The 22,652-nt window shown below is 60.2% G+C and carries 15 protein-coding genes; 7 read left to right on the top strand and 8 right to left on the bottom strand.

From position 1 onward, the window contains the following. Positions 1-41: 41 nt before the first annotated feature. Positions 42-1,073 carry a LacI family DNA-binding transcriptional regulator gene (locus tag ACSV9I_RS09545; protein WP_054157357.1) on the bottom strand — a complete coding sequence of 344 codons (1,032 nt, stop codon included), beginning with the start codon at positions 1,071-1,073 and terminating at the stop codon, positions 42-44. A 163-nt stretch (positions 1,074-1,236) separates the two neighbouring features. Here ACSV9I_RS09545 and ACSV9I_RS09550 point away from each other — a divergent pair, with 163 nt between their 5' ends. The 4 genes from ACSV9I_RS09550 to ACSV9I_RS09565 are packed head-to-tail and all read left to right on the top strand — an operon-like array spanning position 1,237 to position 4,735. Next, positions 1,237-2,328, top strand: a complete 1,092-nt coding sequence (locus ACSV9I_RS09550) for a fatty acid desaturase family protein (RefSeq protein ID WP_438328618.1) — start codon at positions 1,237-1,239, stop codon at positions 2,326-2,328. Between the two features lie 44 nt (positions 2,329-2,372). Beyond that, a complete protein-coding gene (locus tag ACSV9I_RS09555; protein WP_438328620.1) occupies positions 2,373-2,687 on the top strand; it encodes a MocE family 2Fe-2S type ferredoxin in 315 nt (104 codons plus the stop codon). 1 nt (position 2,688) lies between these two features. Continuing rightward, positions 2,689-3,915, top strand: coding sequence for an NAD(P)/FAD-dependent oxidoreductase (locus ACSV9I_RS09560; protein WP_438328621.1), 1,227 nt, complete (start codon positions 2,689-2,691; stop codon positions 3,913-3,915). A gap of 25 nt (positions 3,916-3,940) precedes the next feature. Continuing rightward, positions 3,941-4,735, top strand: coding sequence for a 3-methyl-2-oxobutanoate hydroxymethyltransferase (locus ACSV9I_RS09565; RefSeq protein WP_438328622.1), 795 nt, complete (start codon positions 3,941-3,943; stop codon positions 4,733-4,735). Between the two features lie 2 nt (positions 4,736-4,737). Here the strand turns inward: ACSV9I_RS09565 and ACSV9I_RS09570 are convergent, their stop codons facing one another. From ACSV9I_RS09570 to ACSV9I_RS09590, 5 genes are all read right to left on the bottom strand, one after another. Next, positions 4,738-5,295 carry a 4'-phosphopantetheinyl transferase family protein gene (locus ACSV9I_RS09570; RefSeq protein WP_438328624.1) on the bottom strand — a complete coding sequence of 186 codons (558 nt, stop codon included), beginning with the start codon at positions 5,293-5,295 and terminating at the stop codon, positions 4,738-4,740. A 247-nt stretch (positions 5,296-5,542) separates the two neighbouring features. Further along, on the bottom strand, positions 5,543-6,298 hold the full coding sequence (dhbA, locus tag ACSV9I_RS09575) for a 2,3-dihydro-2,3-dihydroxybenzoate dehydrogenase (protein ID WP_438328626.1): 756 nt from the start codon (positions 6,296-6,298) through the stop codon (positions 5,543-5,545). Positions 6,299-6,318: 20 nt separating this feature from the next. Then, positions 6,319-7,188 carry an isochorismatase family protein gene (locus tag ACSV9I_RS09580; protein WP_438328628.1) on the bottom strand — a complete coding sequence of 290 codons (870 nt, stop codon included), beginning with the start codon at positions 7,186-7,188 and terminating at the stop codon, positions 6,319-6,321. A gap of 22 nt (positions 7,189-7,210) precedes the next feature. Next, the gene (locus tag ACSV9I_RS09585) at positions 7,211-8,869 is read right to left on the bottom strand and encodes a (2,3-dihydroxybenzoyl)adenylate synthase (protein ID WP_438328629.1); all 1,659 of its coding nucleotides are present in this window, start codon (positions 8,867-8,869) and stop codon (positions 7,211-7,213) included. 26 nt (positions 8,870-8,895) lie between these two features. Then, positions 8,896-10,071, bottom strand: coding sequence for an isochorismate synthase (locus tag ACSV9I_RS09590; RefSeq protein ID WP_438328630.1), 1,176 nt, complete (start codon positions 10,069-10,071; stop codon positions 8,896-8,898). Positions 10,072-10,152: 81 nt separating this feature from the next. Here ACSV9I_RS09590 and ACSV9I_RS09595 point away from each other — a divergent pair, with 81 nt between their 5' ends. Both ACSV9I_RS09595 and ACSV9I_RS09600 read left to right on the top strand, forming a co-directional pair. Beyond that, positions 10,153-14,604, top strand: a complete 4,452-nt coding sequence (locus ACSV9I_RS09595; protein ID WP_438328632.1) for an amino acid adenylation domain-containing protein — start codon at positions 10,153-10,155, stop codon at positions 14,602-14,604. Between the two features lie 91 nt (positions 14,605-14,695). Further along, entirely contained in the window at positions 14,696-16,060 is a 1,365-nt protein-coding gene (locus tag ACSV9I_RS09600) for a condensation domain-containing protein (RefSeq protein WP_438328634.1), read from the top strand. Positions 16,061-16,138: 78 nt separating this feature from the next. On the opposite strand, the gene ACSV9I_RS09605 is transcribed toward ACSV9I_RS09600, so the two are convergent. Next, the gene (locus ACSV9I_RS09605; RefSeq protein WP_438328636.1) at positions 16,139-19,096 is read right to left on the bottom strand and encodes a condensation domain-containing protein; all 2,958 of its coding nucleotides are present in this window, start codon (positions 19,094-19,096) and stop codon (positions 16,139-16,141) included. A 56-nt stretch (positions 19,097-19,152) separates the two neighbouring features. Further along, entirely contained in the window at positions 19,153-19,989 is an 837-nt protein-coding gene (locus tag ACSV9I_RS09610; protein WP_438328638.1) for a siderophore-interacting protein, read from the bottom strand. Positions 19,990-20,517: 528 nt separating this feature from the next. Between ACSV9I_RS09610 and ACSV9I_RS09615 the strand changes: the two genes are divergently transcribed. Then, positions 20,518-22,587, top strand: coding sequence for a TonB-dependent receptor (locus tag ACSV9I_RS09615; protein WP_438328639.1), 2,070 nt, complete (start codon positions 20,518-20,520; stop codon positions 22,585-22,587). Positions 22,588-22,652: the final 65 nt, after the last annotated feature.

Genomic DNA, 22,652 nt, shown 5'->3' on the forward strand with positions numbered 1-22,652 from the left:
AGATTTTGCAGATGTTGATGATGTGATTTTATCATTCCGGATCAGATATTTTCTGGAACGTACATTTCAAACGGCAGGAAGGTCTGGCCTGGGACTGAGGCGGGTCCATTTTCGATTGCGGCGACCATTACACGGATGAGCTCGCGGCAGAGATGCTGCAGAGGTGTGTGGATCGCGACGGTGATGATGTCGTCCGCGAGGGCTGCCCTTGAGTCGGGTGTCAACTCATTGACGGCGACAACATATTTGCCGGCTGCGTTTTCTTCTCTCAGGGCCGAGATTGCCCCTTCCATGCCGCCGCCGGCGACGTAAAAGCCTACGAGGTCTGGATGTCGCTGTATGAGATCGATCGTCGCTTCGTGGGTAATTTCACCGGTATCGAGGTTCACGAAACTATCGAGCACTTCAAATTCCGGGGCGCATTCGCGGAAGAAGGACCGGAAACCAATTTCCCGGAGTTCGTGGCCGTTGAAGCGATGGCTGCCAACGAAGATCGCCACTTTGCCGGGGCGCTTTGCTGCCTTGGTAATCATCCAGGCGGCTGTTCGGCCAGCCTTGCGGTTGTTTACCCCTACATAACCCTCGCGTACGCCTGAGGCGAAATCTGACAGAAGCGAGAAGACCGGGATATTTCTCGACTTCAGGTCTTCCACCACCGCTGTGATCGCAGGATAGTCCGGGGACACCATGGCGACTGCATGGCATCGAGCGCCGACATCCTTCAGCTTCTCGGAACGTTCGGCTGGAGTCTGGCTGGAGGCGTACTCGATCTGTGCGATGCCTCTGATGTCGGTGAAGTTTTCAACTGCGGCCTCCAGTTCGCGAGCGAAGGCCTGGTAAAAGGGTTGATCCGGCTTCTGCAGAACGAAGCCCAGGCGATATTGTGGCTGGCCTTCGAAGATGCGCTGACGCAGCAGGCTCACCGCATGAAAACCGATATCGCTGGCTGCCTGATAGACTCGTCGGGCCGTATCTTCGCGAACCTTGTGTCGCCCGTTCAATACGCGGTCCACCGTCGCGACGCTGACATTGGCCGCCCTGGCAAGATCCGCAATGGTTGGTCTCGTTCCCATGATCATTCCCTCTTTGTGAGGTTGTCTATCACAATTCTCATTATAAATGATAGGTTTTGATAGAATATATCATGACCCTATTGAGCTCCTAAAAAAGAGTGGTCATCCTTTGCTTACCGTCAAATGGACGCGGGACCGGTTCCCGGAGGAGCAGGAGGATAGCATGGCGAGGATTGCGACAAAGCGGGACTATAGTCTGCTGGGCAAGGATGCCCAGGCGGCAGTGGCCAGCGGCTTGTCGGCGGCGGAGTGGTATCATACCGACGTACCACGCAAACAGATGAAGGAATTGATGAAGCGGGAAGATGGCCCGGCCATTCGTGACACGGCGATCTGGCTTGGGTCGATGATGGTCTTTGCCGGTTTCGGCATCTATTTCTGGGGCAGCCTCTGGGCGATTCCCTTCTTCCTCGCCTACGGCGTTCTTTACGGTTCTGCCTCGGATAGTCGCTGGCACGAGTGCAGTCATGGCACAGCTTTCAAGACGATGTGGATGAACACAGTCGTCTACCAGATTGCGTGCTTCATGATCATGCGCAATCCGGTGACCTGGCGCTGGAGCCATACCCGCCACCATACAGACACCGTGATTGTCGGTCGTGATCCCGAGATTGCCGTCATGCGACCGCCGGACCTTGTCCGGCTGATCCTGAACTTCTTTGGCCTGCTCGATGCCTGGCATGCCATGGTCGACATGGTGCGCAACGCCTTCGGCATGATCAGTGCAGAAGAAAAGACGTTCGTTCCTGAAACCGAGCAACCGAAGGCGATCCGCACCGCGCGAATCTGGCTTGCCATCTATGTTGCAACGATTGCTCTTGCCGTTGCCATGGGGTCTATTCTGCCGTTGATGCTGATTGGTCTGCCAAGGCTTTACGGGGCATGGCACCATGTGATGACCGGCCTTTTGCAGCATGGCGGCCTCGCCGACAATGTCATCGACCACCGGCTGAACAGCCGCACCGTCTACATGAACCCGATCAGCCGCTTCATCTACTGGAACATGAACTACCATGTGGAACACCACATGTTTCCGATGGTGCCCTATCATGCACTGCCGAAACTGCATGCGATGATCAAGGACGACATGCCGGCGGCAAACCCCTCGATCCTGCATGGGTATCGCGAAATGATACCGGCCTTCCTGCGCCAGCTGCGCAACGAGGACTACTTCCTCAAGCGCGATCTTCCGCCAACGGCAAAGCCCTACCGCGAAGACTTTCACAACGAAGCCATGGCGCCGGCTGCTGAATAAACCACCAGAGCGACCACGTAGACAATAATGGGGAGGAGAACCCGATGAGCACCTGGATCGACGTCTGCGCCAAGGACGAGATCGACGAAGAGGATGTGATCCGCTTCGATCACGACGGCAAGAGCTTTGCCATTTATCGCAGCCCGGAAGACAGTTTCCATGCGACCGATGGCCACTGCACGCATGAGCATGTGCATCTGGCCGATGGTCTGGTCATGGACGACATCATCGAGTGTCCAAAACACAATGGCCGCTTTAATTACAAGACCGGCGAGGCCAAGGGGGCGCCCGTCTGCATCAACCTGAAGACCTATCCGGTCAAGGTGGATGGCGGGCGCGTCCTGATCCAGGTTGGCTGATATGGTCGATCGAGGCATGGTGATCGTGGGCGCGGGAGAGGCGGGTGTCCGGGCGGCATTTGCTCTGCGGGAACAGGCCTATCAGGGTTCTGTCACGCTGATCGGCGAGGAACCGCATCTGCCCTATGAACGCCCACCCTTATCGAAGATTGGCCCAGATGCGTCATCCGGGAGCGTTCGCGCGATCGCCGCAGATGACCGTTTTGCCGAGGCCGGGATTACCTTTCGACGCGGGCTGCGGGTTACGGCGCTGCAGCCATCGGAGCACCATTTGGCGCTCGAAGGCGGGAAGTTTCTACCCTACGAGCGGCTGCTGCTGGCGACAGGTGCTGCGCCGCGTCAACTCCCGGGCGTCCCTTCGAGCAAGCGCATCCACGTGCTGCGTACCGTCGAGCATGCCGAGGCGATCCGTTGCCATATGCAGCCGGGGCAGCATGTCGCCATTCTCGGTGGTGGCTTCATCGGCCTCGAACTGGCAGCGATGGGCCGCAAACTTGGAACAGAGATAACGCTGATCGAGGTACAGCCCCGTGTCCTGATGCGCGGCGTGCCGGAAGTCCTGGCCCTCAAGCTGCAGGCACGGCATGTGGCTGAAGGGGTGGTGCTGATCTGCGGGGTGCCCGTCGAGGGAATTCGATCGGACGAAAACGCGGTCACCATCGCTCTCGGCGACGGCCGGACTATCGAGGCGGATGCCCTTGTCGTTGGTATCGGCGCGCAGCCGAACACGGCCCTTGCATCCGATGCCCGGCTTACCATCGAGAATGGAATTGCCGTCGATCAGCATCTGAGGACCAGTGATCCTGATATCTTCGCCGCCGGCGACTGCTGCTCGTTTCCCGTTCACGCCTATGCAGGCAGGCGAGTCAGGCTCGAATCCTGGCGCAATGCGCAGGATCAGGGGGCTGTGGCGGCGGCCAACATGCTCGGGCACGATGAGGTGTTCAAAAACGTGCCGTGGTTCTGGTCCGACCAATATGACCTGACCCTGCAAGTGGCCGGTCTTGCGGATGGCGCCGTACAGGAGATCGTTCGACCGCTCACCGCGGAAGCCGAGATCCTCTTCCATCTCGGGGCTGACGGCCAGTTGTTGGCCGCGAGCGGACTTGGGCCCGGCGGTTCTGTGGCACGCGATATCCGGCTGGCGGAAATGTTGATCGGGAAGGGCGCAAAACCGGATCCCGCAACACTTGCCGATCCCGCGACCAAATTGAAATCTCTGTTATGAGCGCTCGGCGCCGAAGGATGAACCGATGAAATCCAACCGTCCCACCGTTGCCGACATTCTGGCGCTCAAGGGCAAGCGGCAATTGAGCATGCTGCGTGTCGTCACGCTCGAAGAGGCAGACGCCGCCGACAAGGCCGGCATTGAAATGGTGTCTGTGCCACCGTCCCTTCTGGGACCAGCCTTCCGCGAGGCGGCACCCAATGTTTTTGCCGTGCCGGGCCTCGAATATGGTGATTTCGTGACGGCAGAAGAGTATCTGCGCGCTGCCTTTCAGGCGATGCGTGCCGGTGGAGACGCCGTCTATTGTGCGGCCAGCCTTGGGATCATTCGTAGGTTGCGTGACGAGGGAATTCCGGTCTGCAGCCATGTGGGACTGATCCCGTCCAAGGCCACCTGGACCGGCGGTTTCCGTGCTGTTGGCAAGACGGCGGAGAGTGCGCTGACGATCTGGAATGCGGTCAAGGCGCTGGAGGAGGCGGGTGCTTTTGCCGCTGAAATCGAGGTTGTTCCAGCTGAGATTGCCGCACTGATCAGCGCCCATACCTCACTCTTCATGATCTCCATGGGGGCCGGTGCCGGCTGTGACGCGCAATATCTGTTTGCTGACGACGTGCTCGGACAGAACCGCGGACACGTTCCGCGCCATGCAAAGACCTATCGCAACTTTGCCGCCGAGTTCGATCGCCTGCAGCAGGATCGCATTGCGGCCTTTCGCGAGTTCCGCGAGGATGTCGATAGCGGGGCGTATCCGGCGTCCAGCCACAATGTCGGGGTTTCCGAGGTCGAGCTATCCCGCTTCCGGTCCATGATCGGCGGCTGACGTCACGGTTTTGCAAGCAAGGCGAATGTGGCGAACAGCTCACCCAGTTCTGCGAGACCGACCGTAAACTCGGTCTCGCAGTGTTGTCCCGGCAAGGTGTCCGGGATGAGGGACAGACGCATGTTGCTGTGCTCGATCTCCGAGACCTGGAAAGACTGGAAGAAGGGGATGGGGCCTGTGTGCGATGACAAGGCTTTGAACAGGCTCTCCTTGGCTGAAAAGATCAAAGATAGGGTGACCGCATCCAATCTTGTGCCCAGGCGCTGACGTTCCTTATCGCTTGTAACCAGATCGGCAATATCGCGGGCTTCGGCATTCGACAGACATCGTTCCAGATCAATCCCGATGCCGATGAAATGGGTCGTCTCGCCTGCAACAGCGATTGCTCTTCGACCACTGTGAGAGATTGAGCCGCAGAGCCCTCCAGGCCAGCGGGGCGCGCGATCGGGGCCGACCGGCAAGTCGGCGATGTCACCCGTCAGGCGCCGGATCGCTTCGCGCGCGCAGGCGCGTCCGCCGATGAATTCCGCAATCCGCCGGGGCGCCGCACGGTCGAGCATGGCCGGTCGCGGCACATCTGCGAAAAATGGCGAGGGATTGTCCGCTATGCAGTCAGAGAATGTGGCCGTGATGCATCTGATCGGCGATGGACCTTTTGTGTTTGAAACAATGGGGAGGTCGACGCAGGCGTGATGGCCGACCTCCCTGATCGGGAGTTGGTCAGTCCAAGGGCTCGTTTCAACACGTGGCTCAGGTGCTGGCCGCCCCATGGCGACCGCCCCTGTCGTTATCTCCCCGGCGTTCACCTCAGGCGGCCAGCGTTGCCCCGCCATCGACGACGATGTCCTGGAGGGTGACATGGCCGGCGCGGTCGGAGGCGAGGAAAAGGACGACATCAGCAATATCGTCGGCGCTTGCGATCTTGCCGAGTGGGATGCCAAGCTTGAACTGATCGGGCTGTCCGGCAACGAGACGCGCATAGCCGCTCTTGCCGTTCATCATGCCTTCCAGCATGGCTGTGTCGGTCGAGCCCGGAGAGACGATGTTGCAGCGGACGCCGTAGGGCGCGAGCTCGAGGCCAATTGTGTGGCTGAGGCTGACAAGGGCGGCTTTCGAGGCGCAATAGGCCGCCATGCCAATACGCGGCACATGAGCCGCATTGGATGCGATGTTGACGATCGCACCTGCCTTGCGGCGCTGAAAGGCCGGGATCCATTCGCGCATCAGAAGGAAGGCGCCGCGAGCGTTGACGTCCATGCAGGCGTCAAAGTCCTCGCAAGAGAGGTCCTCTGTCCGCCCCAGGCGCAAGACGCCAGCGCCGTTGACCAGGACATCGATTTCCTCTGCCTCCGCCCGCAGGACACGGCATGTGGCCGTGACGCTTGCCGGGTCGCGGATGTCAACGGCGACAAGACGGAAGGGTGGCGGGTTCTCCGGTCGCGCGAGGTCGAGGCCGATCACTTCGGCGCCGGCTTCCGCAAAGCGTTCGGCGATACGTCGTCCGATGCCGCCTGCTGCGCCAGAGACAAGCACCCGGCGGCGGGCAAAGCCGCTATCATGCATGGGATTTCCCTCTTCCTGCATCAGGCCGCGAGCCGTCGATCCTGGATCAGTGACCACCAGCCATTGAGCGTCGGTACGCGTGCCAGTTCGTCGAACCCGACGACCACGTCAAATTGCTTGAGTTCGGCCGCAACCATCATGACCTGAAGCGAGTCGAGGCCGTAGAAGATCAGGTTCTCGTCGGGATCGATTTCCGATCCGTCCTCGACGAGCTGGAGCAGCCGGGCCTCAAGCCAGGCGCGGCTTGCGGTCTTCTTCGCCGTTCCCACCAAGCTTGCGGTATCTACAACGGCACCGCAACGGGTGGCGACATATTGCAAGGCCATGCGGTGTTCGGCTTCGGAAAAGTCGGCAACGGCATCGCCGACCATGAAGGCCTGGATGTCTTTCATGAAGGCTTCTACGGCTGTGACCATGCAGCCGATATGGGCATAGACGCCGCCGATCACGAGCTGATCGCGGCCCCAGCCGCGCATCCGCTCCGCAAGGTCCGAGCGCTCGAAGGCGCTGTAGCGCCATTTGGTCAGCACCACATCGGATGGCTGCGGGGCGAGGGCTTCGACGATCTGCTGCAGCGCCGGATCGGCGACGGTGAGGCCCGGGCCCCACATATCGTTGAGCAATGCACGGTCGCCCGGCGGCTGTTCATGCGGCTGAGCGGTGTAGACCACGGGCACGCCGTTTGCGCGGGCCCAAGTCAGCAGACGGGCGAGATTGTCGATGAGGCTCTGCATCAGGCCGCCGTCCGCCTCGTAGAAGCGGAGGAAATAGCGCTGCATATCGTGAATGAGAAGAACGGAGCGGGCGGCTTCCGGCTTCCAGGTGGTCTTGTTGGTCGGGAAGCTCTCAGGCTTCGGCATCGGATAATCGGAGATGGCGGGAATGGCCATTGTGCACCTCTGTCGGATTGTCTCAGGTCAGTACGGGCGTGGGAGCGGGAGCCGTGGCAGTGGCTGACTGGGCCAGGAGCTCGCGCAACCGCTTCTTGTCGATCTTGCCGACGGCCGTCAGGGGCATGGCTTCGATGAAGCGCACCCGGTCGGGCAGTTTGTATTCGGCAACGCCGAGGCGCATCAGATGCTGGCGGAGCGCTGGCGCCTTCAGGCCCGGGTTATGGGAGACGACGAAGGCGCAGCTCTTTTCACCGAGCAGATCATCCGGCATGGCAACCAATGCTGCATGCGTGACGTCACTATGGGTGAGGAGCAGGTCCTCGACTTCTTCTGCGGCCACCTTTTCACCACCGCGATTGATCTGGTCCTTCACCCGGCCGACGACCTTCAGGTAACCGTCTGCCGTACGCTGCACGACATCACCGGATGAGTAGAAACCGTTGCGGTCGAAGACGCGGGCATTGTGCTCGGGGCTTTGGTAGTAACCGCGAAACGTGTAGGGGCCGCGCGTGGCAAGCAGGCCCGGTTCGCCCTCGGGCACAGGTCTCCCGTCCTCGTTGAGGATGAGAACCTCGTCGTCCGGGCTGATTGGCCGGCCCTGGGTGGTGAAAATGCGCTCATCCGGATCGTCAAGGCGGGTGTAGTTGACGAGGCCTTCGGCCATGCCGAACACCTGCTGCAACCCGCAGCCGAGAACCTCCGGCACCTGGCGGGCCAGGGTCTCGGCAAAACTTGCGCCGCCCACCTGAACAAGTTTCAGAGAGGCAAGTGCTGTGCTGTGCTGCGGTGCCGCCTGTAGCCACAAGGCAACGGCGGGTGGAACAAGCGCGACCATATCGACGGCATGGCGCTCGATCAGGGCGAAGCAGGCAAGCGGCTCCGGGTTGGGCGCCATCACCACGGTTCCGCCGGCGTGGAAGACCCCAAGCGCGCCCGGCGAGCTCATCGGGTAATTGTGCGCGGCCGGCAGGGCGCAAAGGTACCGCGTGTCTGGGGTGAGCTTGCAGATCTCGGCGCTGGCCCGAACGGAATAGTCATAGTCGTTATGGGTGCGCGGGATCAGTTTCGGAGTTCCGGTGCTGCCACCGGATAGCTGGAAGAAGGCCACGTCCCCCGGTGGCGTTGGCCCGAAGTGGACGGAGTGGCCGTCGTCCGAGTTCATCCAGTGTGCCAGATCCGTTTCTGGCGAGGGATCGCCCAGCATAAGGATCGTACCGAGGTTCGGTGACAAGGTCTTCAATTCATCGACAAAGTGATCATCGGCGAATAGCTCGTGCCGCCGCGATGCGACCAGCAGGCGCGGGGCAATCTGGCGGGCATAAGCCGACATTTCCAGCCGACGATGGCTGTACAGAGCGTTGACCGGAGCGACCCCGATCTTCAGCAGGGCGAAATAGACGATATAGAACTCGGCAAGGTTCGGCAGTTGCACGAGAGCCGTGTCGCCGTGCCCAAGGCCTGTTAGGGCAAGCTTTGCTGCAAGGTTTGTCGAAAGCCGGTCGAGCTGTGCGTAGGTGACACTGCGGTCGCCGCAGATCACAGCCACCGCATCGGGGCGCTGGCTGGCCTGTTCTTCCACGATCCGCGACAGAGGCCTGTCGATCCAATAGCGGCGCTCGCGGTAGCGCGCAGCGACGTCCTCTGGCCATGGCGTGAATTCTATTCTGGTATTTTTCATAGGCTTGTTTCCGACGATCTCGATCATCATGCCTCGACGCCGCAGGCAGCCAGCATGGTGCCGAGTTTGGTCTGCACCTCTGCCCACTCGGAATCGGGCTGCGAAGCCTCGACGATGCCTGCGCCAGCAAACAGCTGGACGGTACTGCCCTTCACCGTGCCGCAGCGGATCGTCACGACCCATTCGCCGTTGCCCTCGGCGTCGCACCAGCCGACCATTCCGGTGAAAAGTCCACGGTCGAAGGGCTCGACGAAGCGGATCAGTCGGTGGGCCCGTTCAGTCGGGAAGCCGCAGACGGCCGGTGTGGGATGTATCAGGCATGCGAGTTGCAGGGCGTTCATCGAGGGGTCGGCGACGCGGCCTTCCATTCGGGTCGACAGGTGCCAGAGGGCTGCCGTGTTGATCAGCGACGGGCGCGAAGGCACGGACAGTTCTGCGCAGCAGGGTTCAAGTCTCGCCCGGATATCGTCGACCACCAGCCGGTGCTCGTAATGATCCTTTTCCGAGGCCCCCAGCTTTTCAGCATTGGCGCGGTCTGCTTCAGGATCGGCCAGACGTTTGGCGGAGCCGGCAAGCGGGTTCGAGACGATCCTGTCGCCTTCCTTGCGCATGAGAAGTTCGGGGCTCACGCCAACCAGTTCGCCGCCATCGGGCGTCGCGATGCGGAACTGATAGCCTTCGCGGTTGCGGGCCCTCAGATTGGCCAGGAGCAAATCAACATCGATGTCTGTCGAAAACTTCAGTTCCCGCATGACAGACAGCACCACTTTGCGCACGTCGCTGTGGCGGAAATTGACGATGGCATGCTCGACGGCACGCTTGAACCCGGCCTCGTCCGGAAGGCTTCGCTGTGCCGTCAGAACGGGGAAGCCGGTGGGAGCATGAGGCGTCGTGGCGTCGCGTGAGTGCCATTCATGGTTGTCTGTCACGTAAAGGCAAGAGGGTTCGCTAACGTCGAATGGGATCGCGCCGATGACGACCGGGTTTGCCCGTCCACTGCGATGAGCCCGCTCGAAAGCCTCTGTCAACGCCCGCTGCAAGGGGCTGTCGACCAAGTGCCCACTCCTTGCTGGAACCGAAATCTGTTCGCGAATTCCGTGCGCGCGCAGCTCCCTGTTTCCCGAGGTGAATATAAATTTCTTCGTTAAATCAACTGATAAAGCCGATTCGGCGTGGTTCGTCCTGAGTGCGCCGGCTCTCATGCAGCACCTCCTATGCTGGTGGTTGACGATCGTTTATACTTGAGTATGTTGATCATGTTTTGTCAACCGCTGTGAGTTCAGATGCGTGAATTAACATCGATGCAGGCCGCCAGCTGGGTCGGCCGAGGGATGCCCGGCGTACTCGGGGGAGTTGTTCCGCATCTCTATGTCGAGTTCGATGGCAGCGCCCTTGATCCCGGCCGTCTTGCCTTGGCGATCAAGCGTCTTGGCGGGCTGCACCCGATGTTGCGTCTCCGCGTCGATGCGGATGGCCGCCAGTCTATTGCGCCCGAAGCAGCTGAAATCACATTCGAAGTCGAAGACCTTTCCGACTGGAAAGAGCCCATGCTCGCCACCCATCTGGAGGCCAAGCGCGACAGCTGGACGCATCGCCGCCTCAACCTTGAGGCGGGTCAGTCGTCTGCTTTCGGACTCAGCCTCCTGCCGGAAGGAGCGACACGGCTGCATGTCGATACCGACATGGTGGCAATCGATCCCGCAAGCTTCCGCATCGTGATGGAAGATCTGGCGCGGCTGTATGCCGATCCTGAAAAGCCTGACCTTTCCGACCGACCGCAATTTTTCGACTGGCTCGATGCCGTGCAGGCCGATCCTGATCTGAAACAAAAGCGGGAAGCGGATCGTCTGTGGTGGAAGGACAGGCTGCCGGACATTCCACCTGCGCCGCACCTTCCGCTCACGACTCTGTCGCCTAACGGCAACGTAAAGAGTACGCGGATCGCGGCCCATATTTCGTCCTCAGAAAGGCAGGCGCTTGAGCGTTGCGCGCGCAGTCTTCGTGTGACGTCGTCCAGTCTTTTCCTCGCCTTGTTCGCGCATGCTCTGGGGCGTGCCACCGCAAGCGAGCGTTTCCGCCTGTCCGTGCCGAGCTTCCTACGCTGGCCGGTGATCGCGGGCGTCGAGGGCATTGTCGGAGACTTTTCGAACATTCTTGTCCTTCGGGTGGAGATCCGTGCCGACGACAGTCTGACGACCCTGGCCAAACGGCTCGGTGACGAAATGATCGATCTCCTTGCCCATAGCGCCTATCCGGGTGTCAGCGTCATGCGTGACCTCTCGCGCCTTGATGGAACGGTGCAGGCCTCGCCGGTCGTCTTCACATCCGGGCTCAACCTGCCCGGTGGCGATCTCTTTTCCGAGCGGGTGTCGCAGATCTTTGGCGCGATGAACTGGGCCGTTTCGCAGGGTCCGAACGTTGCGCTAGATGCGCAGGTCGCGACTGTGGATAGCGGCCTTCTGATCAATTGGGACATCCGCCGCGATGCCCTGGCGGAAGACTGGATCGGCGGACTGTTCAACGATTTTGTCGATCTTGTCCGGCGCGTGGCGCGGCAGCCTGCCACTGTCGACCTGCCTTTATCGGAACTCGGGCTTATAGGACGCGAGCCGTGTTCCCAAGCTTTCCATTCTTTGAAAGGACAGGACATGGAACGTCCCTTGAATCCGCTGCAGCAGGCTTATCTCCTGGGGCGCAGCGACCATGTTCCGCTTGGCGGCGTGCCGATGCAGGAGTTTCGGGAATATCGTGGCGCGGTGGATCTCGACGCTCTTGTGCTTCGTCTCGCGGCGCTCGTTCGCCAGCACGCATGCTTGCGAACACATATCGATGAGATGCGATTGGTCGAGACGATCTCTGAGGAGGAGGTGGTCAATTTCGAGCTGATTGATCTGACGGACCGATCAGCCGAAGACGCGCTGCACCATGTCGGAAAACTGCGCGAGGCCTTTGCCCATAAGCACTTTGATCTACACCGTTCACCTTGGGAGGTGGTCGCCTTCCGCCTGCCCGAAGGTTCGGGGGGTGGAGCTGGCGAAGCGATCATTTTTATCCGCTTCGATGCCCTGATCGTTGATGGCAGGGCGATTGCCTCTCTGGCAAACGAGATCTTTGGTGTGGCTGCGGCCGAAGGGGGCCAGATGTCTGGCCAAACGGATACGCCGAGTGCGTCCGCTGAGAAGCGCAGTGCCGATGCGGAGTATTGGGCGGCGAAGCTCTCCAGCAATGCCGGACCACCGGAGCTGCCATGGCTGAAACCGTTGGAGACGATCAAGGCATCCTCCTATCGCCGCGAGAGCCTGACGATCGCGCTTGACCGTTTCGCCCGCTTGAGCCGCATCGGCGCGCGGCAACGGCTGTTCAAGAACAGCATGCTGACTTCCTTGATTCTGGAGGTCCTGTCTCATTGGGAGGCGAACAGCGCCCTTTGCGTTGGAATTCCCGTAGCTCCGCCAAACACCGGTGGCTTCCGCAATGGATCCAGCTTCATTGCCGTCAATTGGGATCGGCGATCCGGTTCTTTTGCCACACGATGCGAGCGCCTGCAGGCTGATGTGCTCGAAGGGCTGGATCATCTCTCGTATTCCGGGGTTGATCTGAGCCGGATGCTGATGACGAACAATCCTGGCAGTGTGGCGCTGCCGGTTGTGATCACCAACGGGTTGTCCTGGCCTGTTCTGCCGCCCGACCATCCGGTCCAGCTGGTCAGTGGACTGACGCAGACGCCGCAGGTGGCGATGGACGTCCGCTTCTCGCTGGACCCTGTCGGCAATCTCCGTATCGATATCGATTATGCCCGGGAAGCACTGGGCGAAGAGACTGTGCGCGACATTCTGGAGGCGATCGACCGGGCCGTCGAAGCACTGGTTGCACTGGACCGGCTGGACCTCCCGGCGCAGGATTTCCTGCGCCTCGACCACTATCACCGCAACAGCACGGAGGGCGATGCCAATACGCTTCCGTTTCTTCAGCGCATCGCATCTCACCTGTTCGATGGAGAGAATGGTAAAACGGCGCTGATTTGCGGTACCCGCCGGTTGACCTACTCGGAACTCGGCCGTGAGGTCGCACGCGCAATGGAAGGTCTCAAGATACGCGGCGTGACGCGTGGGAGTGTCGTTGCAATCGCCCTCGGGCGCAGTTTCGAGCATACGGCGGTGACCTTGGCCGCAGCTTTTCTCGGAGCGATCTGGGTGCCGATCGACGCTGGCTCGCCGGACGACCGGCTCCGTTACCTTCTGACGAATTGCCGGCCGGATCTCATTGTTGCGACCGCAGTGCCCGAAGGTTTTTCGGCGGTATCGCCGAGGGAGCTTCTGGGTGGCGACACGCCCGTCAATGCGCAAACACTCGCCCTGCCTCTGGATGAACTGTCCCTTAGCGACGATCCTGCCTATTATCTCTACACGTCCGGCACGACGGGAAAACCGAAATGCGTGGTGCTGGCCAACCGGGCGACGGCCAATGTCATCGGCAGCACACTTTCAAATTGGACTGTTACCGACCGGGATGTGTTCATATCGGTTACCCCCTTGCATCACGACATGTCCGTCTTCGATGTGTTTGGCTGCCTGACGGCAGGTGCGACACTGGTGCTGCCGGCACCCGGGGAGGAGAAGGATGCGATCCGCTGGAACCAGCTGGTTGCCGAGCATGGTGTGACGCTTTGGTGTTCGGTGCCGGCGATCCTCGAAATGCTGTTGTCATGCCGGCGCGGCGACCAATTGCGGTCCCTGCGTCTGGTTGCGCAAGGGGGGGACTATATCAAGCCGGTGGTGATTGCCGACCTTCGCAAACTTAACCCGGCGCTCAGGCTGATTTCGCTTGGCGGGCCGACCGAAACCACCATCTGGAGTATCTGGCACGAGATTGGGCCAGAGGACACCGATCTCATTCCCTACGGCTATCCGCTGCCGGGAAATCGCTATTTTCTGCTGGATGAGACAGGCGGGCATTGCCCAACCGGCGTTGTCGGCCGCATTCACACGGCGGGCACGAATGTTGCCATCGGCTATCTGGAAGATGGCGTGATCAGTCAGACCGATTTCGTTACTGTGCGGGATGAGACAGGGGCCGAGGTTCGCGCCTTCCGCACTGGTGACCGAGGTCGCTTCCGCCCTGATGGCGAAATCCTGTTTGCAAGCCGGGTCAATGGCTATGTGAAGGTGCGGGGTGTCCGCGTCTCGCTTCCGGATATTGAAAACGAGCTGGCCCGCCACCCCGATATCCGCCGCGTGCTGGTGGTCGATTACGGCCATGAGCAACGGGGAGAAGCGGCGATTGGCGTTCTCTATGTTGCCGCCCCCGGTGCCGTGATCGCTGGTTCCGAACTGCGCGCCTTTGCCCGGCGGCACCTGCCGGAATCGCATATTCCGACGCGTTTTCTAGCTGTCGATGACCTGCCGCTTTCGGCCAATGGCAAGCCTGATCGGCGCCGGGCGCGTGCCTTGCTGGACGGATCGCCCGCATCGTCGGAGCTGCCTCCTGCCCGGTCCGTGCAAGACCCGAAGGAGGCGCGGGTGCTTGATATCTATCTCGGCGTGCTTGGCAATCCGCCGGGCCGGCAAGTGGATGCCAAGACCGATTTTCTGTCGCTGGGTCTCAAGCCCTCGCATCTGATGGCCATTTCGACCCGGATTAAAAGCGAGATCGGCGTTGAGCTAACGCTCCCGCAACTTGTCCGCTGCCGCAATGCCGGAGAGGTCCAGGCCCTGTTTCCGGTTGCGGCAGGCTAATCCTGCCTTGCCACCCGTTCGGTTTGCCGAACCCAGGGTCCGGCGCTGGCCGGGTGCCCATCGCTGATGACAGTCCATGAGGAGATCCTTCGTGTCGCATATCCAAGCTGCCGGCCAATGGATGCCGTTGACCTTGCCGCAACTCGATTTCTGGGAGGAGTTCCTCTTCCATCCCGATGAGCCCGTCTCGACCGTTGCCCACTGCATCGTGCTTAAGGGCACGCTCGATCATGCGGCCATGTCAGCTGCGATTTCGCGCACGGTTGCCGAAGCTGAAGTCCTGTGGGTGCGTTTCCGTGATGGAGGCAAGAGCGAGGCGCCAGAGCAGTTCTGCGATCCGGCATGCCGCCCGCCGGTCGAGATCTTCGATTTCAGTGATCGGGAAGACCCTATGGCCGAGGCGCGACGGCTGATGGAGTCGGACGTGAAAGCGCCGCTTGATCTGAGAGTTGACAGGCTATCCGCGCAATTTCTGATCCGCCTCTCCGAAGATCATCATCTTTGGTATATCCGCGCCCACCACATCATCGTCGATGGGTTCGGACTGTCACTGGTCGAACATCGCTGCGCTCAGCTTTACCGGCACTTTCGCGATGGAGAGGATGCCGGGGCACCCTTCCATTCGCTGGCGAGTTTTATCGCAGAGGAAGAGGCTTACCGGCAGAGCCACCGTCATGCGGCCGATCGCGCCTTCTGGCAGGCCTATCTCGAAGGGGCTGCGGATCTGCCGGTGATCTACAAGGGTGACGAAAGCTATGGTGCGAGCACATTCGAGGGGGGGTCCGATCTCGATGACACTCTGCCGGATCAGCTTCGGCAAACGGCCATGGAACTTGGGATCGGCTGGCCGGATCTGCTGGTGCTGACGGCCGGGCTCTATTTTCACGAGACGCTGCCGCGTCAAAAGACGGCAGATGGCGATGTCCTGACGCTGTGGCTTCCCTTCATGAGCCGCTGGGGCAGTGTGGGTGCGCATATGCCGGGCATGCTGGTCAACATTCTTCCCTTCTTTGTGCGGCTGGAGCGAGGCGAGACGGTTTCGGCCTATCTCAAAAGGTCTGCCGCGATCTTGCGCAAGCAGCGGATGCATGGTCGCTACCGCATCGAGCAGATCGCGACGGACCGGGAAATGCCCGAGGGAAGCCGCTTTTATTTTTCGCCGCTCATCAATGTCTTGCCTTTCAGCGCGCCGGCCTTCCCGGATCTCCAGGTCTCCCGGCATATTCTCGCCAATGGTCCCGGTGAAGGCTACAGCCTGACGTTCCGCGGGGCCGATGATGGCAGCGACCTGACATTGCGGCTGGACGCCGATTCAGCCGTGCTCGACGGTTCCGAATTCGAGCGCCACAAGAACGCCTTGCCACATCTGCTGCGGCTTGCCCTGTCGCCGGCCGGGCTTGGCGCTGATGCTCGTGCATTGGTTTCCGAGGTTCAAGCCGAATTTACGGGCGCTTGACGCTCAGCTTTTGGCGGACACGAAAATGGCCGGCTTCGCATGCGAAGCCGGCCTTTTTCTAATGGGCTGGAATAGGGGTCAGGCCGTGGCCAGAAGCGCTGAAACCGGAAGTGCTGCTGTGGCTTTCGTTGCGAAGCAGGCGAACATGTCGCGGGTCGTCGTGCGGATGTTTTCGACTTGCTCGAGGCCATAATGGTCGGCGCGGTAACTCATTAGCACGCGGATCGACCTTTCGCCGCCGATCATCTCCTCCATCACCTCGAAATGCAGTCCAAGCAGGGACTCGTGACGCTCTGGATCGACCTGACGGAACTCGATCGTATGTCCGTCTGCCGATTGCAGCACGCCATTCAACTTGTTCTTGGCATGGATCTGGATGAACACTTCGAAGAGATGATCGCGGCCGGGCGTCATGCCGAGTGCTTCCTCGATCAGGTCGATCGGGATCTCCGAATGAGGCAGGGAGCCGTTCACGGTGTTCTTGACCATGGTGATCAGGTCGCCAGCTGTCGTTGATGGATCGAAGCGCAAGCGGTGGGCGACGACGGTGGTGAAGTAACCGACCGTATCGAAATACGCCTGGTCGATCCGCCCTGACGCGGAGGTGCCGACGACGAGATCCTTGACGCCGCCGAGCCGGAAGAGGGACGCGGCAATGGCCGCATAGGCAACGTTGAACAGCGAGGCGCTCATATCCCTTGCCGTTGCGTAAAGGCCCTCGGTCACGCTCCTGTCGAGCTTGAATTCCACCCAGCCGCCGGCGGCGGAGGAGGGGCCTGCCTCTGCATCGGCAGTCTGCTTACCGTCCGAGCCAAGTACCGGCAGACTCGTCGGCGCGTCGCGTAGCATGTCGGTCCAGTAGGCAAGATGCTCGGCGTTGACGCCTGCCTCGTGCTGCTTGCGGGCAAATTCGTGGAACGGCGCGGGTTGCGTTGCCCATTGCGGGACCTGGCCTGCGCTTCGGGCCCGATAGGCGTCGGCGAGTTCATCCATCATCAGGTTCACCGACCATTCGTCGAGCACGATGTGATGGAAGAGGAAGGACAGTGTCTGTCGGCCGCTTTCTGGATCTTTCAGGAAGCGAAGCCGGATTGGAAGCTCGCGGGTCAGGTCGAAGTGGTGTCCGGCCTCTGCATTGCGCTCGACGCCGATGCTTTCGTCGCTGGTCCAGAACCACCTGTAGTCCGGGATGTCATACATCGGCACCACTTCCTGGAACACGGTGTCGCCGTCCGGGTGGAATAGGGTGCGCAGGCCTGGATGACGTTCGAGGATGTCGAGGAAGGCGCATTCGAAGACCCGCTCGTCGACCGGATCGAGAAAGTCGAGTGCAAAGGGGATGTTGAAGATTTCGTTGAAGCCGAAGGCTGCATAGGCCTTCCACAGCGACATCTGGGCCAGAGACAGGGGCGCCCGGCGGCTGTCAGTCGAGTCCGTCTGGGTCTCAGGTAGCCCGTGGTTTGCTGCGTCAACCCGGCGGGCATGCAAAGCCAGTGATGCAGCTGTCGGGTGACTGAACAGGTCGTTGAAATGCACCTCGATCCCATGGTTGCCAAGAAGGCGACCGATGATGCGAGTGGCAATGAGAGAGTGCCCCCCTTGATCGAAGAAGTCATCCATTGCGCTCATATCCGGCATGCCCAGCGCTTCTCGGAAGGCAGCGAGGATCAAGGCCTCGATCGTCTGAGCTTCGTTCTTCGCGGTGTCACTGGGCTTGGCTGCCGCATGAGGCGGTGCTGTTGCCAAAGGTGTTGCCATCATCGAGATCGCCGACTGGCCATCCAGCAAGGCCGGATCGTTAAGGGCAATGACGAAGCGTTCCAAGAGAAGCGCGCCTGCATTTGACGAGAGGGCCTGGCCCGTCGTCAGTTCCAGTAGGAGATTGCCGTCAGGCAGAGTTGCAATGCCGAGCCCGAGATCGGGAAGCGCGATCCGTGTCGGCAGCGGCAGGCGATGAAGCGTCACGTCCGGCACGGCGAAGAAAGGGTTGGGATCGCTGAGCCAGGTGACCGAAACGCGAGGGCCAGGGGTCGCCGCAGGGTGTGTCTGGGCTTCGGCCGAGAGAATGGCGTCTTGCACCTCCTTCAGCGGTCGATTGGTGTGGATCGGGATCAGGGTAAACGTGGCGGCAGCGCGGCCAAGGCCGGGCTCGCCGAGGCTCGCTTCAGGATCGCGCGGAAGTTCCAGGTCTATCTCGGAATGGCCACCCAGAAGGGCAACGAAGCGAGCAAAGGCTGGACCAAGTGCTGCCAGAAGGCGCATCGGTTCTGTCTCGGTGGCGATGGGCCCAGTAAGGCGCTTACGCGGCAGGACGGCGCTGTATCGGCGGGCAATTGGGCCAACCGCTTCAGCTGATGCATCGTCATGCATGCTGGAGACCACGACATCGGCGATATCGGCGCGGCGCAGCCAGGCTATGGGCGATCCTTCTGATGGATGGTCCGCCTCTGTCGCCTTCGGCGCTGGCAATTCTGGCAGGGGACGGCGGGCATAGGCTGCGCCGAGGCCGCGCAGGATGGTCTCCGGCGGGCATAGCGCCTCGATCAGCCTATGCGTGAGGAGCACCAGCAAGGTTTCGGCGTTGCACAGGATCAGGAGCAGCCTAAACGGTGCATCACGTTCCGGATCAAAGGCCCTGGCCTGAAGAGCGAGGGCCTGGCGAGCTGCGTCGGCGAGCGTATCGGCTCTGAGGATTTCTAGGGCATCGAATCCTTTCGATACATTCAGGCGGATCAGCTGGCCGCTGTCTTCAAACCGATAGCGGCTATCGAGCGGTGACCAGCGGCATGCCAGTTCGCGTGCGGACTCGGCCAGTCTCACAATGTCGACATTCCCCGCGATCCTGTAGGCGATCAGGTGTCGGAAAATACCGTCTGGATCCTGCATCTGCTGAAGCCAGACATGTTCCTCGTGATCCGATGGCACTGTCATGCGAGGAGGCAAGGATGCAAGATTTGCAGGTGTTGCTCCTTCCGTGCCGCTCAGGTTCTGTTGATCATGGGCATGCGACATCGCACGCTGTGCTTCTGCGGACATGTCGGGTTCCTCCTTCAGTCGATTGTATTCTTATGGAGCCGGCCGAGGTGGGCCGCTCAATCGTCAAAATGGTCGTGGACGCCGGCATCGCCGCGCCGCCAGTAGCCTGAAGCGCGCAACCACTTCGGATTGGCGCCGCGTTCCGTCACAAGGAATGAGCGCAAGGCCTTGGCCGTCGAGGATTCGCAGCCGATCCAACCGAAAAAATCACCCGATGGCAGTGCGGTCCGGGTGAGCGCTTCGAGCAATGGGCCTGTCTGGTTGGGGTCGCTGCCGTGACGGTGGACCCAGACGATCGATGCGTCGCTTGCTGTCTGAAGCGGGATCACGTCGTCGGGTCCCTCGACTTCGATCAAAGCGAGTGCGCGCGTTCCGGCCGGAAGTTCCTCAAGACGCCGGGCCAGCGCCGGAAGACCCGTCTCGTCGGCGATCAGCAGATGCCAGTCAAATGTGAGTGGAACAACGAATGATCCACGCGGACCGGCAACCCAGGCGGACTGGCCGGGCTTCGCAGTCCTCGCCCAATTGCTGGCCGGGCCGTCGTGGTGGATGGCAAAGTCGATCGCCAACTCGCCTGTCTCAGGATCAAAGCTGCGTGGTGTGTAGTCGCGGCCGAGGAGAGGGGGGCCATCTTCCGGCATTTCCAGCCCGTTTGGTCCCACAGTCGGAAGACGCGGTTCGGCCTCCCCCGGAGCAGCAAAGAACATTTTCACATGATCGTCGAAACCGAGGCTGGAAAAACCTGAGAGCTCCGGCCCGGCCAGAATGACACGCACCAGGGCGTGGCTGAGCTGCTCTACACGCGCTACTTTCAGGTGGCGCAGGCGCACGGTGTGCCGGTGTCTTTTCGGTGTTCTGTCGGCCAGCGACATGGCAAGGGCATTTGTGGTCATGCGGTCCATCTTTCGACGATCAACGATAAGGGTGGCCCGGTCACGATATCTGGGTCCATTCAGGGTTGCCGTGACGGATCGGGCGAAACCGTAGCAGGCGATTTTCGCTTGCGCAATAAACTTGTATATAATAGTCATGTTTTATGATTGCGACGCTGGATCGGACTATCGAGATCCATGGATTTCCTGTGATTGCAATTATTGATTGACGTGTTGAGGAGAGGTTTGCGAAATGCGCTCTCTCGGCCCTGTCTCGGATACCCGCGTATGCGGTCTATTTTGTCATCATGAATATCTGTTTAATTATCGTTTAAAAACAGTTATTTATATCGCTTCTTATCTGGCTACCCGTTCCGCTTAGACAAATCGGAAACCGTGCCCTGGGCCGGTGGTGTTCAAATTGTGGCAAAAAAGAAACAAAGACGATGCAACCAATGCGAATTGCGCTCTTCCCGTTGACATGTCGGTTTTAATGTTGATTCAAGTTGTCAACTTTGAATCGAATGACGCGTTGTTGAGGGGATTTTCATGTCTTTGCGATCGAGTAGAATTTTGATGCTGAGCGCTAGCGCCATTGCGCTGTCGCTGCCTGCCTATGCCACATTCGCGCAGGATGCCGCCGGGGACGAGACGGTTCTGGATGCGATTGTCGTGACCGGCGAAAAGGTCGCACGCAGCCTCAGCGACACGGCCTCTTCGGTTGCGGTCAAGGATGAAGAGGACATCAAGAAGGAGGAAGCCGGCAACGCCTCCATCGCGGAAGCCATCACGGATGTGCCGAACGTCGTCTACACCGACAATGTCGGTGCCCCGGTTATCCGAGGTCAGGATTCCCAAGGACCGAACACTGGGTCCGGTGCTTTCTTTGCGGGAACGGTGCCGCGGGCCAGCGTCAATCTCGATGGTCATTACATGAACTATTTCGAGTCCATCTATGGCAGCACGTCGATCTGGGATGTCGACAGCATCGAGGTCTTCCGCGGCCCACAGACCACGTCTCAGGGTGCAAACGCTATCGGCGGTGCGATCATCGTCAACTCGAAGGATCCGACCTTCACGCCGGAGGCCTCCTATCAGGCCGAAATCGGCAGTTACAACACCAAGCGCGCCTCGGTCGCCTTGTCAGGCCCGATCATCGACGAGGAACTGGCAGGCCGTATCGCGATCGATTATGCCGGCCGCGATACCTTCATCGACTATGTCAATGCTGCCTTCCTGCAGGGCGATACAGACCAGAACTTCGATGCTTTCAACGCGCGCGGCAAGCTGTTGTGGGAGCCTTCCGAAATTCCCGGTCTGTCGGCCAAGCTGACGCTTTCCCACAACTCGGGCAATCGTCCGAGCCAGGAGGCGGCTCAGCAGCCCTATGACGATCTCGAAAGCTATACAACCACCATGCCGAGTTGGGATCAGCGCACCAATACGGCGATCCTCGACGTGACCTATGACTTTGATAACGGCATCAGCTGGTTCAACCAGACGCAGTATTCCGCGTCGGATGTCGAGCGCCTGGCTGAGCCTGCAACCAATGGCAATGCGGTGGTCGAGCAGGCCAATATCTCGCATGAATCGCGGGTCAATTTCGGCTCCGAGGATGACGTGCTCAGCGGTATGGCCGGGGTCTATTATGCGCATACGACCTCCGATGAATACCTCAATTTCAGCGGCATCACGACCTTTGATGACACCAAGGACAATCTGGGTATCTTTGGTGAGTTGAGCTACAAGCTGGCCGAACAGTGGACGCTTACCGGCGGTCTTCGCTACCAGCGCGACCACATTCAGCGTGCCGGCACCTATACGGGCATTGGCGAACTCGACTACGACGAGACCTTCGATGCCATCCTGCCGAAGCTGACGCTAGCCTATGACGTTACACCGGACTGGACCGTCGGTGGCCTCATCAGCCGAGGCTACAATCCGGGCGGTGCATCCCTGCGCCGCAGCCCGAATGCCTGGCTGACCTTCGAAGAAGAGACGGTAACCAACTACGAGCTGTTCACCCGTGCCGAACTCCTGGAAGACAAGCTCTTCGTCAATGCCAACATTTTCTACATGGATTTCAAGAATGCCCAGCGGCCCTTCGGCGAACTGCTCGCCAGTGGCGTCACCCAGTATTACACCATCAATGCCGAGAAGGCGCATGCCTATGGCATGGAAGCGGCCTTCGAATATCAAGCACTCGACAATCTGACGCTGAAGGGCGGTGCCGGCCTTCTGCGCACCGAGATTGACGAGATGTCCGCATCGGCAGCACTCGAAGGCAACGAGTTCCTGAAGTCGCCTGGCTATATGGTGAGCTTCGGCGCAAGCTGGGACGTGACCGAGAAGTTCAACCTCTCGGCCGAAGCGCGCCACCTCGACAACTACTATTCCGACGATGCCAACAGTGCGGCCTATGCGGTCGATGCCTATACGCTGGCCGATGTGCGGGCGAGCTACAAGATCCGCGACGAGATGGAAGTCTATGGCTATGTGAAGAACGTCTTCGACGAGCGCGCTCCGACCTACGTCCAGTACAACCGCGGCACGGGCGGTATCGAGGCCAGCATCACCACACCGCGCCTGTTCGGCATCGGGGTGAGAGGCACGTTCTAAGTCGGATTGCTTGAGATGAAAAAAGGGGGCTGCGGACCAAAATGTCCGCAGCCCTTTTTGGTGTT

This window comes from Rhizobium sp. G187 (genome assembly GCF_051549525.1).
Classification (GTDB): Bacteria; Pseudomonadota; Alphaproteobacteria; order Rhizobiales; family Rhizobiaceae; genus Allorhizobium.